Source organism: Metabacillus sp. RB-C-LZQ-3-1 (genome assembly GCF_058315175.1).
The window spans coordinates 50512-71714 of record NZ_JBZFLI010000009.1 but is presented as its reverse complement, the minus strand read 5'-3'; the positions used below and the strand labels follow the sequence as shown (position 1 = coordinate 71714).

The window sequence follows — 21203 nt, the reverse complement described above, 5'->3', positions numbered from 1 at the left end:
ATTGCAATATAGATAAAAAACGAATAATATAAAAGATGTTTTGAAAAATGTTCGTAAAACCGGAGGTACATATGTTTAAGTTATCAGAAAACAAAACGAACGCACGAACTGAGATTATTGCAGGTATTACCACTTTTTTAACGATGGTTTATATTGTTGTTGTCAATCCAATTATATTAGCGGATGCAGGTGTTCCATTTGAACAGGTTTTTACAGCGACGATTATTGCAACAGTAATCGGAACTCTTTGGATGGCCCTTTCTGCAAACTATCCAATTGCTATCGCACCTGGTATGGGATTAAATGCATATTTTGCCTATTCCGTCGTTGGAGCAAATGAAAACATCACATATTCTACAGCCTTTTCAGCTGTTTTTGTGGCAGGTATTATCTTTGTCATCTTATCACTAACACCCTTTCGAAAAAAACTTATCGAAGCTATTCCGAGCAATTTAAAGCATGGAATTACAGCTGGTATCGGTCTTTTCATAGCTTTTATCGGCTTGCGTTTAACCGGGATTGTTACATCAGATCCAAATAATTTAGTGGCATTAGGGGACCTACACTCTCCATCAGTTGTATTAGCACTAATTGGACTTGCTGTGACATTGGTATTAATGAGTTTAAATGTTCATGGGGCATTGTTTATTGGGATGGTCATAACAGCGGTTATTGCTTACTTTACTGGCCAACTTTCATTTGAGCAGGGCTTTGTTTCACTCCCAAGCTTACCAGAAGGACTTATCGTCACAAATCCTTTTACTGCCCTAACAGATGTGATCTCACATGGCTTATATGCAGTTGTTTTTTCATTCTTGCTTGTCACAATTTTTGATACGACAGGCACAATGATTGGAGTCGCTCAGCAGGCTGGATTAATGAAAGGGAATGAGCTTCCTCGAGCTAGAACGGCTCTCTTGGCTGATTCAGCAGCGACGACAGTGGGAGCCATGTTCGGAACTAGTCCAACAAGCGCTTATATTGAATCATCTTCAGGAGTTGCAGCAGGAGGGCGTACGGGCTTAACCACATTAACAGTTTCTATCCTATTTGGACTTACCTTATTCTTTAGCCCATTAATTGGGGCTGTTTCAGGTCTTTCAGCTATTACTGCTCCTGCCTTAATTATAGTGGGTAGTTTAATGATGGGATCTATCGCAGAAATCAATTGGAAAGAGCTTGATGAAGCATTCCCTGCATTTCTAGTTGTTTTGAGTATGCCGCTAACATCAAGTATTGCAACAGGTATTGCGCTTGGATTCATTTCATATCCATTAATGAAGATAGCAAAAGGTAAATGGAAAGAAGTTCATTTATTTGTCTATATCTTTGCGATTTTGTTTTTTATCCAACTTGCCTTTATTGGCGGACATTAATTATATTAGATATAAAAGGACAGATCTTAAAATGGATCTGTCCTTTTACTTTTTTAGTTATTGTTTTGTTAGAATCAGTGGACCTTCCTTCGTAATGGCAATTGTATGTTCATATTGGGCAGATAATTTTCCATCAATTGTTCTTGCTGTCCAGCCATTACGGTCCATTTTAGATCCCCAAGCTCCGACATTTACCATTGGTTCAATGGTAATAACCATCCCTTCCTTTAACCTTTGCCCCTTATTAGGCTCACCATAATGGAGGATTGTTGGTGCTTCATGAATCGTTCGGCCAATTCCATGGCCAGTAAAATCCCTTACAACCGAAAACCCTTCTGCCTCAACATATGACTGAATTGCGTGCCCAATATCCCCCAAACGATTACCTGCAACTGATTGTTCAATTCCTCTATTTAGGGCTTCTTCTGTAACACTTAATAATCTTTTTGCCTCAGGTGATACATTCCCAACTGCATAGGACCATGCAGAATCAGCTAGTGCACCATTAAGGTTAACAACCATATCAACCGTCACAATATCTCCGCTATTTAATGGTGTATTTCTTGGAAATCCATGACATATTTCATCGTTAATGGATGCACATGTTGCATATTCATAGCCTTTATATCCTTTTTGTTCAGGTGTGGCTCCATGTTTTTTTAAATACTGTTCAACAAAGGCATCTATTTCTAGTGTTGTGATACCCGGTTTTATCATCTTAGCGATTTCTTCGTGGCAATTTGCTAAAAGCCGACCGGCTTTATGCATCAATTCAATTTCTCGTTTACTTTTTAAAATAATCAATACGTATTCCCTCCGATAATTCCATTCCTTACATTGTATACATATATATGAATTTTATTATGTAAACATGTAATCTTTTTGTCTATAGGTTATAGCCTAGCATATCTTAAGATTAATTACGAAAAATAGTAGTTTAAAAAAATCTTCATTGCAGTAGAGAGAGACGTCGTTAGAAATACGATAACCACTGCAGGATAGACAAATCGATTTTCACATTTTTTCTTCGCTTTAAACATATAATCTTCTTTTCCATAGTCATTCGATAAATATGGATTTTGTTTTATTAGTTCTTGAAATAACAACCCTATCCACATACGAAAGAAAAAGTAAAAAGCGATAAATACTAGCCATTTTAACCATATGGGTACAGCGATAACAATGACTGTTGTAACCGAAATAAGCTGTATATAACGAAATAGATTGGATTTATCACGTAGGAAGGCCTTTATAAAAAGTTCTGTCACACCATTTTCCGGAGAACGCTCTTGAAATATTCTAGTAGAATTTCTCCACAATATCCATGAACGTTTCTTTTGTTTTTTCACTTTAGGCATAGTTACTTCAGGATTAATAGCAAATAACCATGTGATTAATTTCACCTTATTTTTTTGTTCCTTTTCTACATCATCATAAAACGTTCCTAGTTGGGTTTGATAGATTTTCACTTGCCAAAAGGCATAAACAATAAAGAGTATTGAAAAAACGATGCTTAATACGTTCATCGATTTAAATAGAACGAAATAGATTAAAATAGAGAGTATGATAAAGACCGTGCAATGAACGAGGACTCTTTTTAATAAACTATGACGATAAATGACTTGTTTATAGGTTGTAAGGAAAATATTTAAACTAAAAAAGAACATGATCAAAAGATAAAAATGTAGTGGCTCGAGTGTAGGAAAATGATTCAGTAAAGGATATAACCCTAAAAATATCAATATCCATTTTCCTGCTAACAAGCCCCAGGAATAGATCACACCTATACGCCTTATTGTATAAATGATCTTCGGGAATTGAAGTAGAGTGAGCTGATCTGCCTCCTCCATAAACGTTCGAATTCCCCCCTGCCAACATAAGAAAAAACAAATAAGAAAAAAGAGTTCTATAGGAAAAAAAGAAAGCCAGCTTGGTATGGAATCCCACCATGATTTATAGGCAATTCCTGCAAAGACAAGTGTCGGAATAACAAGGTAGACAATGATCGTCCAGTCAAAAACAGAGCGAAAAATACTAAATTGGTAGAGCCAATCCCTCTTAGCTCGCAGCCACCATATCTTAACGCTCATCTTAAGTGACCTTCCTCAATTAAGTGAAAACAATCTAATAACGAGCCATTCTCTAATCCTGTCTTATTCCGAATATCGTCTAACGTCCCTTGTGCAACCATTTCACCATTAGACACCAGTAAAAAACGATCACAAATTTTCTCCGCTGTATCAAGAACATGTGTACACATTAGCACACCTGCACCACGTCGTCTTTCTTCTTCCATGACCGTTAAAAATCTTTTGATCGCACTAGGATCAAGACCGATAAAAGGTTCATCTACAATATAAACATCAGGTTTTAAAATTAATGCTTGTATGATCATCACTTTCTGCTGCATGCCTTTAGAAAACGTAGCCGGCATTTCATGTTTCACTTTTTCCATTTTAAAAGCTTTTAAATAAGTACCAGCTCGTTCATTTAACAAATCATCGTCTATCTTATTAATGGCTCCAATTAAATCTAAATGTTCCCATAATGTAAGGTGATCATAAAAAATAGGCTTTTCCGGAATATAAGCATATCTGGAATGTTCTTGCTTTGTTATAGACCCTTTCACATACTCCATAACGCCTAGCAATGTCTTTATGGTTGTACTTTTTCCGGCTCCATTTGGTCCAATTAACCCAATCATTTCACCTTTATGGATATGAAACTCTATATCTTTAATTACTGGCTCTTTTTCGTTATAGCCAGCCTCATCAATTTTCACTGCTAACATACTCATACACTTTCCTCCTCTTTTTTTATACGGAAATAATATAAAAAAAGATTCAAAAAACTTGAAGTTTTTTCACTTTATTGTCATACTATTCAGAACAATAATCATATAGATTTAGTGTGTTAAGTACGCGCGTGCTTGTTTACTAATTAAACAAAATGTAAATATTGTGTAAATTAAAACTTTTCTATGGATTATTTCTGTCGAAATCGTGTAAAATATTGTTGTAACGTTTTACCGCAAAAACTAAATATGTATGAAGTGACATCTGAAGTTGCAGTCATCGAAAGGTTGTAGTAGGCATAGCCAGTGCGATCAAACGATAAGGAGTGGTTTTTTGAAACCTTCAACAAACCGTATGCTAACCAGAATCAAATCAGTCTACATGTTTATCAATGAGCGGGGAACTGTGACAACGCAGCAACTCGTTGACGAATTTGGTATTACACCTAGAACGATACAGCGCGATTTAAATGTGTTAGCATATAACGATTTGGTTCACAGCCCAACAAGAGGTAAATGGGCCACTACAAAGAAAAAGGTTAAGATGTCTTCGTAAGTTTGAGTGTAAAACAAAGATCCATATACATATAAAGGAACCTTTTTATAAAAGGTTCCTCTTTTTTTAACGAATTATAATTCAATAGGCTTTGCATCTCTTAATGCCTCGACCTCTTCATCTGTTAGCTCCCGATATTCACCTGTTTTTAATTCTTCTTCATCTAGCTCGATTGGCCCCATCGAAATTCTCTTTAGGTACGTTACTTTCTTTCCTACTGATTCAAACATTCTTTTTACTTGATGGAACTTTCCTTCTGTAATCGTCACATGGATGACCGATTGATTTCCTGATGATAGAATCTCAAGCTTTGCTGGCTTTGTCACATACCCATCATCCAATTCTACGCCCTTCTTAAATGCAATGACGTCTTCATCAGTTACTTCACCTAAGATAACAGCATAATAGGTTTTAGGAACATGCTTTTTCGGTGATAGAAGCTGATGTGAAAGCTGGCCATCATTCGTTAATAATAATAACCCTTCTGTATCTTTATCAAGTCGACCAACTGGAAACGGCTGAAAAATAGCATCTTCCATTTCAAGTAGATTAATGACAGTCTCTTGATACTCATCCTCTGTTGCTGACAAATATCCTGCAGGTTTGTTCATAAGCAAATAAACAAATTCTTTATATTCAACTCGTTCATCATTTACCGTAACCTGCTGTCTTTCAGGGTCAACATGTGTCTTAGGATCCTTTACCGGCTCCCCATCTATTTTTACTGCCCCTGTTTTCAATAATTGTTTTACTTCTTTTCGACTTCCAAAGCCTATATTGGATAAAAGTTTATCGATTCTCATTTTTATCTCCTTTATGATCAAAAAAACTCGGATTACACCGAGTCTTTTTTTTTGGCATTTTACATTATTTTTAACAAGCGATATGTTTTTTATCTATTCAACAGATCGCCTTTTCGGTAAAAAGCGATTAAGGCGATTCCCAAATAATTTTTCCAGTAAGTGTGAACGGTATGTTAAGTATACATAAACTGCTCCTCCAATTGCTACTGAAATCGCCGTTACAATCACCGCATTCATTCTACCATCAGCATAATTGATAAAAATTTCTAATATTGAATGAACAACGGAAACAACTAATCCCATAAACGCACATAGCATTGTTATCAGAGTTGTTCTCTTCACTAATAGTCTAAATGAATAACCTGCATGGCGTTTTATCATTGCAAAGCCATAAATCAATGAAACAAGATATCCTGCAGCTGTAGCAAGAATAGACCCTACCCCTTCATACAGCTCGATTAAGGTAGTATTCAAAACAAGTTTAACAACAATCCCTATCACTAGACTAATAACTGCTAGCTTTTGTTTATTAATACCTTGTAAGATCGCAGCATTTACTGTAAAAAGAGAGAAAAGTAAAGCCACAGGTGCGTACCACATTAAAATATGCTTGCCAATTTCTTCTGAAGTACCGGCATAAAATACATTGTAAGCAGGTCCTGCTAAGATAGAAAGACCAACAACCGCAGGCAAAACAAGTAACATGATTAATTGCAACGTTTGGTCAATTTGCTTATGCAGTAGTGCACGATTGTTATTCGTAAACGATTCAGTAATCGTTGGAATTAACGTTAAACCAAAAGCAGTAGCCAACGATACGGGAATCATCACAAGCTTTGGTACATACAAAAGCAACACAGAATACATATCCATTGTATATGATTGGTCGTTCCCCGAATTTAGCATTGCTCGGTTAAACGTAACGGTGTCAATATAATTATAAATAGGAATTGCTAGACCGACAAAAACAAATGGACCTGCATATCGAAAAACTTCTTTAAACATTTTTCCTAATGGAATAGATGATGTTTCAACAAGATTTTCCCTCATAGCTAAAAGTGTATGCTTCCGACGTAACCAGTATATAAACAAAACAATTAATCCGCCAATAGCACCAACAAAAGCTGCAAAAGTAGCATAGCCAACAGCTAAAACAAGCCCCCCATTTAGCACATTCATAATTAAGTATGTAGAAGCTAAAAGGAAAACAATTCTTACTAATTGCTCAACAACCTGTGAAACAGCTGTCGGCCCCATTGACTGGTGTCCTTGGAAAAATCCTCTAATTAAACTCATTAACGGAACAACAATAAGGGCAATGCTCACCATTCGGATAACAAGTGTTGCATCCTCAACCGTTATTCCATTAAGCTCATTTTCAGCAAGAGATACAATCGCAAATTGAGGTGCCAACAAATACAGGATCGCAAAAGCAATAAACCCGGTTGCAAGCATCACTAAGATACCCGCTTTAAACATTCTCCTGCTTGTTTCATAGTCACCAACAGCATTATATTTTGATACAAATTTTGATACAGCAGCTGGGAAGCCTGCTGTGGCAATACTGAGGAATATCGTATACTGGGCATATCCAGTTTGGAATAGTCCTCCTCCATTCGTTCCAACCATCGCTGCAAATGGAATTAAATAGATCATTCCCAAGATTCTTGAAATATAGGTTCCTAACGTTAAGACAAACGTCCCTCTTAATAATTTATTTGACATAATCTCATTACTCACCATTCTTCTCTATGAAGATTCAACTTTTCTATTTTACCATAAACAAATACTTATACCATAAGATTGTATGTGTTCATAGTATTCTAAAAAAAGTTGCCAATATTATTTTTTACTTTCTACAGCTTTAGCTATAATATTAAAGCAGACCAAGAAATAAAGGTGTGAAAAATTAATGACATATGATGTAGTAGTAATTGGCGGAGGCCCTTCAGGATTGATGGCAGCAATTGCAGCTGGAGAAAAAAAGGCAAAGGTTCTCCTTTTAGATAAAGGAAACAAATTAGGCAGGAAATTAGCTATTTCAGGAGGTGGCCGTTGCAATGTGACAAATCGCCTTCCTATTGATGAAATTATCAAGCACATCCCCGGTAATGGCCGCTTCCTCTATAGCGCATTTTCTGAATTTAGTAATGAAGATATTATTAAATTCTTTGAAAATTTAGGAATTCAGTTAAAAGAAGAAGATCATGGTCGTATGTTTCCTGTCACAGACAAGGCACAATCAGTCGTCGATGCCTTAATTAGTGAGTTAAGAAGACTAAATGTTGAAGTCAGAACAAATGAACCTGTCAAAGATGTTCACTATAATGAAAAACAAGTACAAAGTGTTGAACTAGTTAGCGGTGAAAAGATTTTAACTAAATCTGTTGTGCTTGCTGTTGGCGGCAAAAGTGTTCCACACACCGGAAGTACAGGAGACGGATACGCATGGGCGGAAAAAGCAGGACATACAATTACAGAGCTCTTTCCAACTGAAGTACCCATTACTTCTAACGAACCCTTTATTAGGGAAAAAATTCTCCAAGGACTTTCACTTCGTGATGTTGCATTAAGTGTGTTAAATCCAAAGGGGAAAGCAATCATTACTCACAAAATGGACATGATCTTTACCCATTTTGGTATTTCAGGTCCTGCTGTACTTAGATGCAGTCAATATGTTGTAAAGGCAATGAAAAAATTCAAAACAAACGCGGTTACTGTCAGCATAGATGCCATACCTGAAAAAAATGAAGAACAGCTATTCCAAACAATCGTGAAGGATTTAAAAACAGATGCAAAAAAGGCAATCAAAAATGTTCTCAAAGGATTATTACCTGAACGGTATTTGTTATTTCTGCTAGAAAAAAATGAGATAGATCCACTTATTACTTATGATAATCTTTCAAATGAAAAGCTTCGCTTATTTGTGAAGGATTGCAAGCAATTCCAATTTCAGGTTCATGGGACTCTATCTATTGAAAAAGCCTTTGTAACCGGAGGGGGTGTTTCCGTAAAGGAAATCCACCCAAAAGAAATGGCATCTAAATGTAAAGAAGGCTTATACTTCTGTGGGGAAATTTTAGATATTCATGGTTATACTGGCGGATATAATATTACTTCCGCTTTAGTAACAGGTCGTTTAGCAGGAATAAATGCCTCTTTATACGCTAAAAATGACACTCAGAAATGATCAAATTGTCCTCTTCTATCTCTTTTTTCAATAATACTAGTTATAAACATAGATGATAGCAAATATAGTGTAGATAACTAGTATCTTTTAAAAAGGATGTGACAATCGATGTTAAAAGTTGCATTATTTGATGAAGAGCATGAAAAAGACTTAGAAGAAGAAATTAATGAATTTTTAGAGGACCTCGAAGAAAATCAGATAAGAGATATTAAATATAATGTCGCATTTTCAACTGATGAAGACGGCGAGCAGATTTATTGCTACTCAGCTCTCATTATCTACCATGAGAACTTATAAAAGGGCTTGCGTGTATACTCTGTCTACAAACTAAGTGCTTGCCCCTTGGACAAGCACTTTTTTATTTATGTACTTACAGCTGACTCTTAGGCTTTGTTTCACCTTTGTAATCAAGCATGCCGCCTACCATATTTACAACATCATAGCCTTTATCCTGTAAATAAGCACAAACATTTGCACTGCGTCCGCCTGAACGGCAAATAAAAATTGTTTCTTTATTCTTGTCTAAAGCATCCAACTGTTCAGGAATATCATTCATGCGAATATGACGTGCTTGCGGAATCATCCCAGCTTCTACTTCTTCATCCTCACGTACATCAATTAATTCAATATCCTCTCCATTTTCTAACTTACGTTGTACTTCTTCTGGAGTAATTTCTTTCATTTCGTACATATTGTACACCCTTTCAGTTTTAATAGTTGCATTATAACAAAATGATGATAGATGGTGCTAGTTTGGGAAGCTAGTGGCAATAAGTTTCTTCCATAAACATGTAATATTAACCACTACCTTTTATGTTCGGACCATCATAGAATACTTATCAACCATTTTTTCGTATATCCTCCACTATAACAATTTTTACCTGCCATTATTTTATATTTCCAACCAATAAAAACCGACTCATTTTTTCAGAGTCGGTTTTTTACATAGATTAATTTGCAACTATATTCACTAGCTTGCCTGGCACAGCAATCACTTTGCGAATCGTTTTTCCTTCGATTTGTTCTTTAACACGATCATCTTCTAGAGCAATTTGTTCTAGCTGATCTTTTGTTACGTCTTTTGCCACTAAAAGTTTTGCACGAACTTTTCCGTTTACTTGTACAACGATTTCTACTTCGTTTTCAACAAGTTTTGCTTCATCGAATGTCGGCCAAGCTTCATAAGAAATCGTTGTTTCGTGACCTAGCTTACTCCAAAGCTCTTCCGCCAAGTGTGGAGCAATCGGAGATAACAATTTCACAAAGCCTTCTACATACTCTTTTGGCAGGACAGTTGCTTTGTATGCTTCGTTAATGAACACCATCAATTGGGAAATTGCTGTATTAAAGCGTAAGCCTTCAAAGTCTTCAGTCACTTTCTTAACAGTTTGGTGGTACACTCGTTCAAGCGAATCACTTGATTCATCGACTACCTTTGGACTTACTTCTCCATTATCCTCAATAAATAAGCGCCAAACACGATCTAAGAATCGTCTTGCACCATCAAGACCAGTTGTTGACCATGCAATTGAAGCTTCTAAAGGTCCCATGAACATTTCATATAAACGAAGTGTATCAGCACCATGTGAGTCAACAATCTCATCAGGATTAACCACATTCCCTTTTGATTTACTCATTTTTTCATTGTTCTCCCCAAGAATCATTCCTTGGTTAAATAATTTTTGGAATGGTTCTTTAGTTGGAACGACACCAATATCATATAAGAATTTATGCCAGAAACGAGCATATAGCAAATGAAGAACTGCATGCTCTGCTCCACCGATATAAATATCCACAGGTAGCCATTGCTTTAATTTTGCATCATCAGCTAATGCTTCACTATTTTTGGGATCGATGTAGCGTAAATAGTACCAGCAGCTTCCAGCCCATTGTGGCATTGTGTTGGTTTCACGGCGACCTTTTTTACCTGTTTCAGGATCAACAACATTAACGAAATCCTCAATATTCGCAAGCGGTGATTCACCTGTTCCAGATGGTTTAATTTCAGTTGTTTTTGGTAAAACAAGTGGAAGCTCTTCCTCAGGAACTGCTGACATTGTGCCATCTTCCCAATGAATGATTGGAATTGGCTCACCCCAATAACGTTGGCGGCTGAATAACCAATCACGAAGACGGTACGTTACCTTCTTTTCACCTTTATTGTTTTCTTCAAGCCATGCAATTGCTTTTTCAATTGCTTCTTGCTTTCCTAGACCGTTTAAGAAATCGGAGTTTACATGCTCCCCGTCACCTGTGTATGCTTCTTTTGTTACGTCCCCGCCACTAACTACTTCTTTAATAGGAAGATTAAACTTTACAGCAAATTCATAGTCACGCTCATCATGGGCAGGTACAGCCATAATGGCACCAGTACCGTAAGTGACAAGAACATAATCGGCAATCCAGATTGGCATTTTCTCTCCGTTTACTGGATTGATCGCATATGCCCCAGTAAATACTCCTGTCTTTTCTTTTGAAAGCTCTGTACGCTCTAAATCACTTTTATGTTTTACTTGATCAATATAAGCTTCTACTGCATCCTTTTGATCAGGTGTTGTGATCTTTTCAATCAAGTTGTGCTCAGGTGCTAATACTGCATAAGTTGCACCAAATAATGTATCAGGACGAGTTGTGAAAACTGTGAATGTTTCATCATGACCGTCAATTTCGAAGTTTACATGTGCACCTTCAGAGCGGCCGATCCAGTTACGTTGCATATCTTTTATGCTTTCCGGCCAATCTACTTCATCTAAATCCTCTAATAAACGATCAGCATAAGCTGTAATTTTTAACATCCATTGCTTCATTGGACGACGTTCAACAGGGTGTCCTCCACGCTCACTTTTCCCATCAATTACCTCTTCATTAGCTAATACTGTTCCTAACGCCGGGCACCAGTTTACAGGCACTTCATCTACATAAGCTAGTCCTTTTTTATATAGCTGCAGGAAGATCCATTGTGTCCATTTATAATAATCTGGATCTGTTGTATTCACTTCACGGTCCCAATCATAAGAAAATCCAAGAGCTTGAATTTGTCTTCTGAAGTTATCGATATTTTGTTTGGTGAATTCTGCTGGGTCATTTCCTGTATCAAGGGCATATTGCTCAGCTGGTAAGCCAAATGCATCCCATCCCATTGGATGAAGAACATTGTACCCTTGCATGCGCTTCATACGAGATAAAATATCAGTAGCAGTATATCCTTCAGGGTGACCTACATGCAGACCTGCACCAGATGGATATGGAAACATGTCAAGCGCATAAAACTTTGGCTTGTTTGTATCCTCTGTTGTTTTAAACGTTTTGTTATGTAGCCAATAATCTTGCCATTTTTTCTCAATCTCTTGATGATTGAAACTCATCTGATTTTTCCTCCTTAAATCTCATTCTTTTACTTTATATATATTAAACCGGTTGAACGGGTCAAAGCTATTTACAAGCGCAGGCGCCTTGGTTAGCCTATGGCAAATAAGACGCCACTGAATAGAAGGTGTTTTTTACCTTCTATTCAGTAGTGGCTTATGGCCTCGAGGCAGTTACAAACGCGACGTCCTGTCGCTGTAACTGCACTTGTATATCCTGTGCATCGGGGCTAGGCGCTGGAGCTAGATACCTATTAATATAAACGAAAAAACCCCACATCCCAAACAGGGACGAGAGGCTTAATTCCCGTGGTACCACCCAACTTTGGCATAGCGTTATTATGCCCACTTTGACATCCGTAACGTGGATAGACGACAAATATTACTTAACCATAAATGGTGTTCACATTTGTAACTCAAAGGCGAGTTCATTAGCAAAAATCGATTGACTCACACCACCCGTCAACTCTCTGAACACATTTTTACTAAATACTATTCCTTTTCACCGTTCATTTCCTATACATATTAAGCTTATTTTATATAAATTTGTCGGGATATGCAAGTAGTCGGTTGCGGAGCTGAAAAAAGAGGTCAGTTTCATCTTGAAACCAACCCCTTTTTCTTATTGAACTGTATACCCTCCATCTAATACGACAGCCTGCCCTGTTACTCCTTTTGCTTTTTCACTTGCTAAGAAAATAGCGTAATCAGCTACTTCTTTAGGAGCAAGCAATCGTCTTTGAGGAATGAGGGGATACAATACTTCCTCTAGCACATCCTCTAAAGGTACATGTCTTGTATTTGCCAAATCTTGAAGCTGGTTTCTAACAAGGGGGGTGTCAACATATCCAGGACATAAGGCGTTCACTGTAATTCCATGAGATGCTCCTTCTAATGCCGCAACCTTTGTTAAACCGATGACACCATGCTTTGCACTATTATAGGCAGCTTTTCCTGCAAAGCCAATTAATCCGTTAATAGAAGCAATATTTAGGATTCTTCCAAACTGTTGCTTTTTCATGATTGGAAAAACATGTTTAGTGCAAACAAAAGGTGCTACAAGCATCACCTTTACGAGTTGCTCATATTTTTCAGTTGGAAAATCTTCAATATGCGCAACATATTGGAGTCCTGCATTGTTAATTAATGTATCTATTCTGCCAAATCTTGCTTCTGTTTCTTTGACGACTTCGATTATATTTTGTTCGTTTGTAACATCACAAGTTAAACCAACTACATCTAACCCTTCCTTTTGCAAGTGCTTTGTACTTGCAAGAACCTGATCCGCATTTACATCTGTCAATACAACCTGTGCTCTTTCTTTAGCGAAGGCATTTGCCAGTTCAAAGCCTATCCCTCGGGCAGCTCCTGTTAATAACACAACTTGAGCCTGAACCATTTCAACCACCCTCCGTTCCTATATTCCTAGTCCGAATGAGAATAAAATGATAGCTAGAATGACTCCTAAAAGCGGAACAATGACGGTTAATGCACCAACTGGATTATAGGCATCTTTATGGGATTCTCCACAAATCCCACGAATGGTCGTCACAACATAGCCATTATGCGGTAGCGAATCAAGTGCTCCTGATGAAATCGAAACAACGCGGTGTAACGCTTCAGTATTAACCCCCATATCCATATAATGCGGTGCTAATAACGGAAGAGCAATCGCCTGACCTCCAGAGGCTGACCCTGTCATACCAGCTATCACACTAACAGCAATTGCACCCCCAATTAGAGGACTACCTGGGATACTTGTCATCGCATTTACAGCTGTTTCAAATGCAGGTACTGCTTTGGCTACACCACCGAAACCAACAACAGCTGCCGTATTACCTAAAGCAATTAATGCTCCTAGAGTTCCATCCGATACAGCACTCCAAAATGATTTAAAATAATGACGATTTAATAAATACGTTGCAATAACGCCACCTAATAACGCGATAATAAGAGCGGATTGCTGTAAAGAGTCATGAAAAGCAAATGAAATAATTAAGACAACAAGTAATGGAATTAACCCAAATAGAGGATTAGGCAATTCCTTGTTCTCATTAACAGGATCATTCTCCCTTGCCACAAATTTCTCACCATTTGCTACCGCTTTTGTAATCATTCTGCGTAACCACCAATACCCAAAGACGATCATAAACACAGCGACAATTAAACTTACTTCCCAGCCTGCGTATGGAGATGTTCCAAGATATTCAATCGGGATCCAGTTCTGAATTTCTGGTGAACCTGCTGATGTCATGGTGAAGGTAACAGAACCAAAGGCTAGGGCAGCCGGAATAAATCGACGTGGCAAGTTTGCTTCTCTAAACAAACTAACCGCCATTGGATAGACAGAAAAAGCCACTACGAATAAGCTGACACCACCATATGTTAATACCGCACAAGCGATAACAATAGCAAGTACAGCTCTTTTCATCCCAATCTTACTAACAATCCATTTTGAAACACTATCTGCTGCACCACTATCTTCCATGACCTTTCCAAAAATTGCACCTAATAGGAACATAAGATACCATGAAGCAATAAAGCCGGAAAATCCTGTCATATAATTGCCTACAAAATTAGCTTCACCTTCTCCAACTAATTGCGGAAATAAAGGAAGTCCACTTAATATCGCAACAAATAAAGCACATAATGGACCTGCTACTAATAAATTCATACCCTTCATTGTTAAATAAATTAAAAGTGCTAAACCACCGACTAGCCCGATCATGCTTAACATTTCATTTCCCCCTTTGTTTGACCAAAATAAAATGATGCAGATGAAGGTATTTTGACATTTTCACAAACTAGTAAAAACTAGGTTCAGTTGTTTGTATCGTTTGATAAGGACGAATTCCTAAAACCCATTCTCTAATCGCAAGACAACATGTTTCTCTGTTTAAATATAATTAGCCTCCGAAACCACCCACTCAGTAACCGCTTTCATTAATCTGTTTTTCACGTCTAGATATCTTATCACGAATATTTGCTTTACTCATTGCTCTTTTCGCACTGTCAACCGCTCAATTCTCTATTCTTGTGTCCTATCAATTAAGTACTGCACAAAACAGCTTCTATCTTCTTCCCCCTTTCAGCTTTACACATATAAAAGCAAAAAGTGTGCCAAAACAATTAATGTACTAAGACGGGATCAGAATTTTTCACTAATTAGCCACATTCGCTTATAGAGACACTCATTTTCCACTTAACCAATTTGTTCACAGTTCAGGTGAATCATTCCACTTTTTCGGAAACTAAATCGTAACATTAGACTTGTCCATCTAATTGACGTATCTATATCACAACAAAAAAACAACAGTCCATGTTTATGGACTGCATTCCAAAATTCTGGACTATTCATTTAGTCCATATTTTTGAATTTTCTCATACATACTCGATTTGCTAATCCCTAATTCTTTTGCTGCCTTTCTTTTGTCACCAGCATGTTTTTTTATTGTTCGTAAGAGAATGTTTTTTTCCGCTTCATGTAACATCTCCTTTAATGAGTTAGCTTTCATATCGGAGTGATAAAGAGATGGATTTTTTATATATTCAGGGATTGCCTCGAGTGTGATAACATCTGTTTTGGCTAGATGGATGGCTGCTTCAATAATATTTTCTAATTCTCGAATATTGCCTTGCCAATGATATTGATGGAATGTTTCCATTACGTCTTCATGAATCATAGAAATTCTTTTACCTGTTCTTAAGGAAACCTTTTTAATAAAAAAACGGACTAGTGTTTCTAAATCTTCCATCCGTTCCCTTAAAGGCGGGATCGACAACGGAATAACACTAATTCGATAATAGAGGTCACTTCTAAAATCATTCGTTTTCATGAGTTCCTCTAGGGGTCTGTTTGTAGCTGTTATGACTCGGACATCCAAAGGAAGTGTTTTTGTTGATCCTATTGGTTCGACCTCTTTTTCTTGAAGGACACGCAGTAGTTTCACTTGCATATGGAGGCTCATATCTCCAATTTCATCTAAAAAAATGGTTCCGCCATTTGCTTGTTGAAACTTTCCCTTCTTCCCACCTTTTTTAGCCCCTGTAAAAGCACCATCTTCATACCCAAATAATTCGGACTCAAGTAATTGCTCAGGTATAGCCCCACAGTTAACTTTAACAAATGGTCCTTCACTTCGATGACTTAACAGATGAATGCTGTGTGCGAACAATTCCTTTCCAGTTCCACTTTCACCTCTAATTAATACTGAGCTGTCTGTTGCAGCGATCGATTTGACTTTCTCCTTTAATTCAGCCATGATAACAGAATTTGAATGAATATCATTTAATGTGTATTTCGCTCCTGTAACATCCTGCTGGTCAATAAATGACTGAATGGAAGATAGATGGTGACGAACATGAGAGTTCATCTCGCTCCATTCCTTTGTATCACGAAACATGACTGTTCCAAATGCACCAACTACTTTATCATCCGCAAAGATTGGAATACGGTTAGCAATCATATAGTTTCCACGAATATATTGGAGATCAGCTATTTCTTCCTCGCCGGTTTTCACAACGATATGCATCCGTGTATTTTCAATCACTTCTGTAACATGCTTTCCAATGACTTCCTCTTTTGTTACTTCACAAAACCGGCAATAGTTTTCATTCATATAAATAATCTTTCCATCAGCATCCACAATAACGATCCAAACGTAAGCGTTTTCTATAACGGTCTCAAAAATTTCTTTGGCATATGGAAAACGATGATTTAACATAGTACCTTCCCCTAGCAAATGTTTTCTTTTATCGTATCACACTGTTTATATGGATAGTTTTTAAATTTGCTTTTCGAAAAAAGGAGCAGAAGGTGCGAGACTCCTGTGGGAGCAGCGGGACAGGTGAGATCCCACAGGCGCAGCTTACGAGGAAGCTCACCGCACGCCCCCCCCCGGAAAGCGAGCATCCTGTAGCTCCAATCAACCTTGTCTAACACTTATTTCAAAGTAACAAAGTTTGCGACAAAAGCATAAGGAAAAAGAGTCTTAGACCCCGACGGCGTCGGAAGTCTTAGACCCTTTGTTGTTTACCTCAGCATTCAGCTTTTTATCATATACAATGGTTGTAAAGATCCCTACTATTAATAGACTAATGATAATCATGAAAAGCAGATTCATATTGTAGTAATCAACAACCATTCCTCCAAGGAGAGGACCAATCATTTTTCCTCCTGTGGCTGTGCTATTAACAAAACCTTGGTAAAAGCCTTGTCTTCCTTCAGGTGCTAAATCATTTGCAATTGTTGGCACTGCTGGCCAAACTAACATTTCGCCGATCGTCAAAATGACCATAGCTACGAGAAAAGCGGTAAATTGCTCTGCATACGATGCAACCACAAACGAAATGATAAACACGATAAAGCCTAAAACCATTTGCTTTTTTAATGTTTTTGCAAAATACTTTACAAATAGAGAAATAAGCGGTTGACCTAATACAATTAACACACCATTTATCGTCCAGAGTAAACTGTATTGACTTAGGGATATATTTAAGGTTTGAGTATGTGACGAAATGGTGGAGGGCCATTGAACATAACCTACCCAACAGAGTAAATAACCTACACATAAAATGACTAAAGCCGCAAACTTATCACGATTTTTAATCGTTGGATTCTGGTCTAATATCGATGCTTGTTTTACAGTTGAACCATTGATATTTCGATACCCGAAGAATGCAAGCAAGAAAAATACAGCGTAAAGAGCTGCGTTAGCAATAAATATATACTCAAACGAGATCGAAGCAACGATTCCTCCTAAGGAAGCCCCTGCTGCTACACCTACGTTTTGTGCAACATAAATAGCATTAAATGCTTTTCTACCACCTTCTGGCCAAACCGTTCCAGCTAATGCATATGTAGCAGGGAAAACAATGCCTGACCCCAATCCGATAAAGATTAAGAGATACATATAGACAGGCCAATTATGATTAAACATAAGAGCCACTACTGAAACCAATGTAATTACAATTCCTAATAGGATGGATTTATATCCACCAATCTTATCAAATAATACTCCGCCAATAAGATTCCCTACTACACTTGCCGCTGCATTTAACATGAGGACAATTCCAGCAACTGTCAAAGACTTACCCAGATGATCATGAATATAAATCGTATTTAACGGCCATAAAAAAGAAGCCCCTGTTACATTGATCATCATTCCAATCACAAGCAACCAAAGAGAACGTGGCATAAATCCTCCTCCTTCACATATTTTTTCACGACGACAGTCGTAAATAATTCCTCAGAGAATTTTAGCCCCTTTTTCCTTGTTTTGCAATGAAGAAATGCCCTAATTTCTAATGTTATAATAGTGAGAAAATATAGATTTTTCTACTAATCCAAAAGTCTGTACATTAATACATCATTTACATATTTTCCCTCGATAAAAAACTCATTGATCAGTCTGCCTTGCTCAAGAAAACCACATTTTTGATAAAAACGTATTGCTCCTTTATTCGTTTCAAGTACACGTAGAGATAGTTTTTTTATCCCCTTTTCTTTAAAGATTTCTTCCGCACTTTTAAGCAATCTCTTTCCAATTCCCATTCCTTGAAAGGGCAGGTCTACAGCAATATCTATTTCTAGGACATGTTGATTTGTTTCTAATGGTGTTGGTGAATGGTAGCCAAGATAACCGGCGACTTTTCCATTAACTAATGCAACCAGTTGGCTTCCCTCTGGATTCTTTTGTTTATATTCACTTACTGAACTCCACTTAATAACTGCAGGTGTTGCCGCTGTATTCCATACTCGATTATCTAACGCTAATAGTTGTTCAATATCTCTTTCTTTTGAAAACCTCACTACGATTGTCATTGCATTACCTCCTGTCTGTTCTGTTCCCTTTATAACATACCAACTTCCATTAATTTTTCAAATATTTTTCACGAAAGCAAAAAGGGCCAATTTGGCCCTTTATATTACTCGTTCTCTACTCTTTGTTTTGATTTAATTGGTTGCCCTTTTTTGGCATTTTTTGCTTTAGTTTGAATAACCGGATCATAATCCTGACAAAATTCTAAATCATTACTATTGATACCATTTTTGGTTTTTTGCTCAGGATTGTTTTGTTTAGAACGCTTCTTCATCGTTCTGCATCTCCTTTTAAAATCATTTCATTTTGTAATTGTTGAAGCTGCAGTCTCATACGGTAAAGTTGATCTTGCTGTTGGTCATTCGCACTAAGAGAAAGATGGTTAATGTCATTTACTGCATTTTCTAATCCTTGCAGTGCTTTTGTATATTCAGATGCATTATAGTGCTCTTGTTGTGAACCAGTTTTATATTGCTCTCGAGCATATTCAATTGCTTCCGTACAGCGCTGTAAATATTCGTTAACGGATTGTCTTGTTGCCATATTTCTCTCCTCCAAACGATATGAAGTCAATAAAGCTTCATCGGTTCTATTATTTGCAATCTTATATCAAAGTTTGTATTTAAATTATTGGTAAGTCTTGAACCAATCTGTCTTTCTTTTAACTGACATGGTAAAATGTTTAGATGGAAAATTTGGACTGATGATACAAGGAGGTATCTAACTTGAAACAATCCTCTGTATTCGAATACGCATTAGATAATAAGCGATATCATACATGGAACTATCATTTACGTCATCATTTTGGTCATAAAGTGTTTAAAGTTGCATTAGATGGAGGGTTTGATTGCCCAAATCGTGATGGCACTGTTGCCCATGGCGGATGTACATTTTGCAGTGCAGCAGGATCTGGTGATTTTGCTGGAAATCGAGCTGATGATCTCGTTACTCAATTTCATACGATTAAACAAAAAATGCATCAAAAATGGAAAGATGGAAAATATATGGCTTACTTTCAAGCCTATACAAACACACATGCCCCGGTTGAAGTGTTAAAAGAAAAATTTGAATCAGTTTTAAACCAAGAAGGCGTTGTCGGCCTATCAATTGCAACTCGCCCCGATTGCCTTCCTGATGATGTAGTTGAATATTTAGCTGAATTAAATCAACGTACGTACTTATGGGTTGAACTTGGTCTCCAAACCGTACACGAGCGAACAGCACTTCTAATCAATCGCGCACATGACTTTCAATGCTATGTAGACGGTGTGGAAAAATTACGAAATCATAATATTCGCGTGTGTTCTCATATTATTAACGGATTACCCTTAGAAAATTACGATATGATGATGGAAACGGCAAGAGCTGTTGCCCAATTAGATGTTCAAGGCATAAAAATTCACCTTTTACACTTGTTAAAAGGGACACCAATGGTGAAGCAATACGAAAAGGGAAAACTAGAATTTCTATCACAAGAGGAATATGTGAAGCTCGTATGTGATCAATTAGAAATCATCCCTCCCGAAATGATTGTCCATCGAATTACAGGTGATGGTCCAATTGATCTTATGATAGGACCTATGTGGAGTGTTAATAAATGGGATGTATTAAATTCAATTGACGCGGAATTAAAACAACGCGACAGTTATCAAGGAAAGTTCTACCATAAAACGGAGGTAAAATGATATGAAGCTTCAACGAATTTTACCATTCGCAAAGCAACTATTAGAAACATCTGTTTCTAAGGGAGATATTGTTGTGGATGCCACAATTGGAAATGGACATGACACTGTTTTCCTGGCTAAGTTAGTTGGTAAAAAAGGAAAAGTGTATGGATTTGATATACAGGAGCAAGCAATCATCAACACTCAAAATCGATTAATGACAGAAAATCTCTTAGAACAAGTTACCCTCGTCCAACAAGGGCATCAACATATTCAATCTGTCATAGCTGATGAACATAAAGGAACCATTGCAGCTGCTGTGTTTAATCTTGGCTATTTACCAGGGGGAGATCAATCCATTGTGACTGTTCCTGATACGACCATTTCAGCCATCCAGCAATTGTTAGAGATTATGAAACCTGAAGGATTGATTGTGATTGTAATTTACCACGGGCATGAGGAAGGACAGGTTGAACGAGATGTATTAATGAATTTTGTTAAAACAATTGATCCACGTCATGCCCAAGTTTTGCAGTATCAATTTATTAACAAGAACAACAACCCACCTTATATTGTAGCGATTGAGAAATGTTAAGAGTCCTCCAGGAAAAACATAAGAGTGCGAAGCATTCGG

Annotated in this window: 20 protein-coding genes and 1 other annotated feature; of the genes, 6 read left to right on the top strand and 14 right to left on the bottom strand. The window is 37.2% G+C overall.

From position 1 onward, the window contains the following. Positions 1-71 precede the first annotated feature (71 nt). Positions 72-1376: an NCS2 family permease gene (locus AC4GZ8_RS15340; RefSeq protein WP_491082770.1), complete on the top strand. Its 1305-nt coding sequence runs from the start codon at positions 72-74 to the stop codon at positions 1374-1376. A gap of 57 nt (positions 1377-1433) precedes the next feature. On the opposite strand, the gene map is transcribed toward AC4GZ8_RS15340, so the two are convergent. From map to AC4GZ8_RS15325, 3 genes are all read right to left on the bottom strand, one after another. After that, positions 1434-2180, bottom strand: coding sequence for a type I methionyl aminopeptidase (map, locus tag AC4GZ8_RS15335; protein ID WP_491082769.1), 747 nt, complete (start codon positions 2178-2180; stop codon positions 1434-1436). A 116-nt stretch (positions 2181-2296) separates the two neighbouring features. Beyond that, positions 2297-3466, bottom strand: a complete 1170-nt coding sequence (locus AC4GZ8_RS15330; RefSeq protein ID WP_491082768.1) for an ABC transporter permease — start codon at positions 3464-3466, stop codon at positions 2297-2299. Then, positions 3463-4173 (bottom strand): ABC transporter ATP-binding protein, encoded by a 711-nt coding sequence (locus AC4GZ8_RS15325; protein WP_491082767.1) that lies wholly within the window; start codon positions 4171-4173, stop codon positions 3463-3465. Before AC4GZ8_RS15325 ends, AC4GZ8_RS15330 begins: the two co-directional genes overlap by 4 nt. Before the next feature lie 331 nt (positions 4174-4504). On the opposite strand from AC4GZ8_RS15325, the gene AC4GZ8_RS15320 reads away from it, so the two are divergent. Next, complete coding sequence (locus AC4GZ8_RS15320; protein WP_046590011.1) at positions 4505-4726, top strand: DeoR family transcriptional regulator; 222 nt, start codon at positions 4505-4507, stop codon at positions 4724-4726. 74 nt (positions 4727-4800) lie between these two features. Here AC4GZ8_RS15320 and AC4GZ8_RS15315 read toward each other — a convergent pair whose 3' ends face one another. Continuing rightward, on the bottom strand, positions 4801-5529 hold the full coding sequence (locus AC4GZ8_RS15315) for a pseudouridine synthase (RefSeq protein ID WP_491082766.1): 729 nt from the start codon (positions 5527-5529) through the stop codon (positions 4801-4803). Positions 5530-5622: 93 nt separating this feature from the next. Beyond that, positions 5623-7254, bottom strand: a complete 1632-nt coding sequence (locus AC4GZ8_RS15310; protein ID WP_491082765.1) for a putative polysaccharide biosynthesis protein — start codon at positions 7252-7254, stop codon at positions 5623-5625. Positions 7255-7441: 187 nt separating this feature from the next. Here AC4GZ8_RS15310 and AC4GZ8_RS15305 point away from each other — a divergent pair, with 187 nt between their 5' ends. Together AC4GZ8_RS15305 and AC4GZ8_RS15300 are read left to right on the top strand one after the other, a co-directional pair. After that, positions 7442-8719: a BaiN/RdsA family NAD(P)/FAD-dependent oxidoreductase gene (locus AC4GZ8_RS15305; protein ID WP_491082764.1), complete on the top strand. Its 1278-nt coding sequence runs from the start codon at positions 7442-7444 to the stop codon at positions 8717-8719. A 108-nt stretch (positions 8720-8827) separates the two neighbouring features. Next, on the top strand, positions 8828-9016 hold the full coding sequence (locus AC4GZ8_RS15300; protein WP_491082763.1) for a sporulation protein Cse60: 189 nt from the start codon (positions 8828-8830) through the stop codon (positions 9014-9016). A 73-nt stretch (positions 9017-9089) separates the two neighbouring features. On the opposite strand, the gene AC4GZ8_RS15295 is transcribed toward AC4GZ8_RS15300, so the two are convergent. From AC4GZ8_RS15295 to AC4GZ8_RS15255, 9 genes are all read right to left on the bottom strand, one after another. Then, complete coding sequence (locus AC4GZ8_RS15295; protein WP_491082762.1) at positions 9090-9410, bottom strand: rhodanese-like domain-containing protein; 321 nt, start codon at positions 9408-9410, stop codon at positions 9090-9092. 259 nt (positions 9411-9669) lie between these two features. Beyond that, positions 9670-12084 (bottom strand): leucine--tRNA ligase, encoded by a 2415-nt coding sequence (gene leuS, locus AC4GZ8_RS15290; RefSeq protein ID WP_491082761.1) that lies wholly within the window; start codon positions 12082-12084, stop codon positions 9670-9672. 284 nt (positions 12085-12368) lie between these two features. Beyond that, positions 12369-12599 (bottom strand) — a binding site (T-box leader). A gap of 107 nt (positions 12600-12706) precedes the next feature. Then, positions 12707-13483: a 3-hydroxybutyrate dehydrogenase gene (locus AC4GZ8_RS15285; RefSeq protein ID WP_491082760.1), complete on the bottom strand. Its 777-nt coding sequence runs from the start codon at positions 13481-13483 to the stop codon at positions 12707-12709. A gap of 18 nt (positions 13484-13501) precedes the next feature. Continuing rightward, complete coding sequence (locus AC4GZ8_RS15280) at positions 13502-14821, bottom strand: GntP family permease (RefSeq protein WP_491082759.1); 1320 nt, start codon at positions 14819-14821, stop codon at positions 13502-13504. A gap of 613 nt (positions 14822-15434) precedes the next feature. Next, the gene (locus AC4GZ8_RS15275) at positions 15435-16808 is read right to left on the bottom strand and encodes a sigma-54 interaction domain-containing protein (RefSeq protein ID WP_491082758.1); all 1374 of its coding nucleotides are present in this window, start codon (positions 16806-16808) and stop codon (positions 15435-15437) included. A 267-nt stretch (positions 16809-17075) separates the two neighbouring features. Next, positions 17076-18281, bottom strand: a complete 1206-nt coding sequence (locus AC4GZ8_RS15270; RefSeq protein ID WP_491082757.1) for an MDR family MFS transporter — start codon at positions 18279-18281, stop codon at positions 17076-17078. A 143-nt stretch (positions 18282-18424) separates the two neighbouring features. Further along, complete coding sequence (locus AC4GZ8_RS15265; protein WP_491082756.1) at positions 18425-18907, bottom strand: GNAT family N-acetyltransferase; 483 nt, start codon at positions 18905-18907, stop codon at positions 18425-18427. Between the two features lie 104 nt (positions 18908-19011). Then, positions 19012-19179 carry a glycogen biosynthesis protein GlgD gene (locus AC4GZ8_RS15260; RefSeq protein ID WP_491082755.1) on the bottom strand — a complete coding sequence of 56 codons (168 nt, stop codon included), beginning with the start codon at positions 19177-19179 and terminating at the stop codon, positions 19012-19014. Continuing rightward, positions 19176-19448: a YtzC family protein gene (locus tag AC4GZ8_RS15255; protein ID WP_102230607.1), complete on the bottom strand. Its 273-nt coding sequence runs from the start codon at positions 19446-19448 to the stop codon at positions 19176-19178. The genes AC4GZ8_RS15260 and AC4GZ8_RS15255 overlap by 4 nt, the downstream gene beginning before the upstream one ends. Before the next feature lie 182 nt (positions 19449-19630). Between AC4GZ8_RS15255 and mnmL the strand changes: the two genes are divergently transcribed. Both mnmL and mnmM read left to right on the top strand, forming a co-directional pair. Beyond that, on the top strand, positions 19631-20590 hold the full coding sequence (mnmL, locus tag AC4GZ8_RS15250; protein ID WP_491082754.1) for a tRNA modification radical SAM protein MnmL/YtqA: 960 nt from the start codon (positions 19631-19633) through the stop codon (positions 20588-20590). Position 20591: 1 nt separating this feature from the next. Then, complete coding sequence (mnmM, locus tag AC4GZ8_RS15245) at positions 20592-21164, top strand: tRNA 5-(aminomethyl)-2-thiouridylate-methyltransferase MnmM (protein ID WP_491082753.1); 573 nt, start codon at positions 20592-20594, stop codon at positions 21162-21164. Positions 21165-21203 lie beyond the last annotated feature (39 nt).

Excerpts from the sequence above, each read along its gene's own strand:
- AC4GZ8_RS15340 (WP_491082770.1), top strand. The coding sequence starts at position 72 with ATGTTTAAGTTATCAGAAAACAAAACGAACGCACGAACTGAGATTATT.
- AC4GZ8_RS15330 (WP_491082768.1), bottom strand. The coding sequence starts at position 3,466 with ATGAGCGTTAAGATATGGTGGCTGCGAGCTAAGAGGGATTGGCTCTAC.
- AC4GZ8_RS15325 (WP_491082767.1), bottom strand. The coding sequence starts at position 4,173 with ATGAGTATGTTAGCAGTGAAAATTGATGAGGCTGGCTATAACGAAAAA.
- AC4GZ8_RS15315 (WP_491082766.1), bottom strand. The coding sequence starts at position 5,529 with ATGAGAATCGATAAACTTTTATCCAATATAGGCTTTGGAAGTCGAAAA.
- AC4GZ8_RS15310 (WP_491082765.1), bottom strand. The coding sequence starts at position 7,254 with ATGTCAAATAAATTATTAAGAGGGACGTTTGTCTTAACGTTAGGAACC.
- AC4GZ8_RS15305 (WP_491082764.1), top strand. The coding sequence starts at position 7,442 with ATGACATATGATGTAGTAGTAATTGGCGGAGGCCCTTCAGGATTGATG.
- AC4GZ8_RS15300 (WP_491082763.1), top strand. The coding sequence starts at position 8,828 with ATGTTAAAAGTTGCATTATTTGATGAAGAGCATGAAAAAGACTTAGAA.
- AC4GZ8_RS15295 (WP_491082762.1), bottom strand. The coding sequence starts at position 9,410 with ATGTACGAAATGAAAGAAATTACTCCAGAAGAAGTACAACGTAAGTTA.
- leuS (WP_491082761.1), bottom strand. The coding sequence starts at position 12,084 with ATGAGTTTCAATCATCAAGAGATTGAGAAAAAATGGCAAGATTATTGG.
- AC4GZ8_RS15285 (WP_491082760.1), bottom strand. The coding sequence starts at position 13,483 with ATGGTTCAGGCTCAAGTTGTGTTATTAACAGGAGCTGCCCGAGGGATA.
- AC4GZ8_RS15280 (WP_491082759.1), bottom strand. The coding sequence starts at position 14,821 with ATGTTAAGCATGATCGGGCTAGTCGGTGGTTTAGCACTTTTAATTTAT.
- AC4GZ8_RS15275 (WP_491082758.1), bottom strand. The coding sequence starts at position 16,808 with ATGTTAAATCATCGTTTTCCATATGCCAAAGAAATTTTTGAGACCGTT.
- AC4GZ8_RS15270 (WP_491082757.1), bottom strand. The coding sequence starts at position 18,281 with ATGCCACGTTCTCTTTGGTTGCTTGTGATTGGAATGATGATCAATGTA.
- AC4GZ8_RS15265 (WP_491082756.1), bottom strand. The coding sequence starts at position 18,907 with ATGACAATCGTAGTGAGGTTTTCAAAAGAAAGAGATATTGAACAACTA.
- AC4GZ8_RS15260 (WP_491082755.1), bottom strand. The coding sequence starts at position 19,179 with ATGAAGAAGCGTTCTAAACAAAACAATCCTGAGCAAAAAACCAAAAAT.
- AC4GZ8_RS15255 (WP_102230607.1), bottom strand. The coding sequence starts at position 19,448 with ATGGCAACAAGACAATCCGTTAACGAATATTTACAGCGCTGTACGGAA.
- mnmM (WP_491082753.1), top strand. The coding sequence starts at position 20,592 with ATGAAGCTTCAACGAATTTTACCATTCGCAAAGCAACTATTAGAAACA.